We start from the raw sequence: 1,466 nt of genomic DNA, 5'->3' as shown, positions 1-1,466 counted from the left end.
CCAAGCCGGCTGCCCAATCCAGCAGATGATTGACTGCTTCTGGGGTTTTGGCTTCGGAGTACAGCCGCAGCAGGGGCTCGGTGCCGCTGCCGCGGATCATCACCCAACTGCCGTCGGCAAGGGTAAACTTGTGGCCGTCTTTGTCGAAATGCTTAATCACCTTCTGCCCCAAAATCTCAGACGGGGGATCCATCCGTAGCCGTTGGAATAGCTGGGTTTGTTGGTTTTGATCCGCCAGGTGCAGGTCGCGGCGCTGGTAAACCGAGCTAAATCCTTCCCGTTCCTGCAAAGCTCGGTAAAGGGCGCTCAGATCTTGCCCGGTTTCGGTGACGGCCTCAATCAAGTACAGAGCAGAAAGCAGGGCATCCCGTTCGGGGATGTGGCCCAGGTAGCCGATGCCGCCGGATTCTTCTCCCCCCAGCAACACCTGGGTGGTCAGCATGCGCTCGGCGATGTATTTGAAGCCCACGGGCATTTCCGTAACCGGCAGGCCATAGCGCTCCGCCACCTTGACGAATAGCTCCGAGCCACTGATGGTTTTGACGATTTCGCCCCGCAGGCCGCGTCGCCCCGCCAAGTGGTCGATCAGGATGGGAATGAGGATCTGCGGGCTGAGAAAGCGGCCTTGTCCGTCGAGGGCGGCAATGCGGTCGGCGTCGCCATCGAAGACCAGACCCACTTTTAACGGGGCGGGATCCGCCGCGATGATCTGGGCAGAGGTCTGCAGGTTTTGCGGCAGCGGCTCCGGTGAGACGCCGCCAAACAAGGGATCCCGATGCGCCTGCAATTCAATTACCTTCTCTCCCAAGAGGCGCTTGAGGCCCCCAGCCCCGGAGCCAAACATGACATCCACCCAGATCTTGGCCGGGGAGCCTTTGAGCTTTTCCAGATCCACAAAGCGGCTGAGCTGAGCCAGGTAGCCAGGCCAGGGATCCCAGGTGTGGATGGGGGCGGAGTTGGATCCCAGCGGTTGCAGGTGGTGCAGCTCCTGCTCGATGGCAGCGGTGACCTCCGGGGGCACGGAGCCGCCAAAGCCGCCTTTGACTTTGAGGCCGGAATAGTGGGGCGGGTTGTGGCTGGCGGTGATCACCAAGGCTCCATGGCAGCCGCGCTCCTTGGCTGCCCAACTGAAGGCCGGCGTCGGGGCAGCACAGGCAGAGAGATAAACCGGGATCCCCAACCGCGCCACCACCTCGGCAGCGTGGGCAGCAAATTTTTCTGAGAGAAAGCGGTTGTCGTAGCCGATCAGGATCCCTGCGCCGGGATAGGTGCGGGCCAACACCTGGGCGCTGGCCTGGGCGGCAATAGCCAAGTTCTGAAAGGTAAAGCCGTCGGCGATCACGGCTCGCCAGCCGTCGGTACCAAAGCGAATAGAGTTGCCGGCCATAGTTCACCAAAATCGACCTCGACTACACATAGCACGGCAGAGCCAGATCCAGACCGCCCAGCCCTCACCCCCGGCCCCT

Annotated in this window: 1 protein-coding gene; it reads right to left on the bottom strand. The window is 61.8% G+C overall.

The window, feature by feature from the left end:
* Window positions 1-1,387: phosphoglucomutase/phosphomannomutase family protein (locus tag NW853_RS05605; RefSeq protein WP_414348253.1), on the bottom strand; the 1,387-nt coding region annotated here is incomplete at its 3' end.
* Window positions 1,388-1,466: the final 79 nt, after the last annotated feature.

Origin of the sequence: Synechococcus sp. H55.11, from assembly GCF_047462475.1 — a bacterium.
Classification (GTDB): domain Bacteria; phylum Cyanobacteriota; class Cyanobacteriia; order Thermostichales; family Thermostichaceae; genus Thermostichus.
Note: the sequence above shows the minus strand (reverse complement) of the source record. Positions and strands in the feature narration are given on the sequence as shown.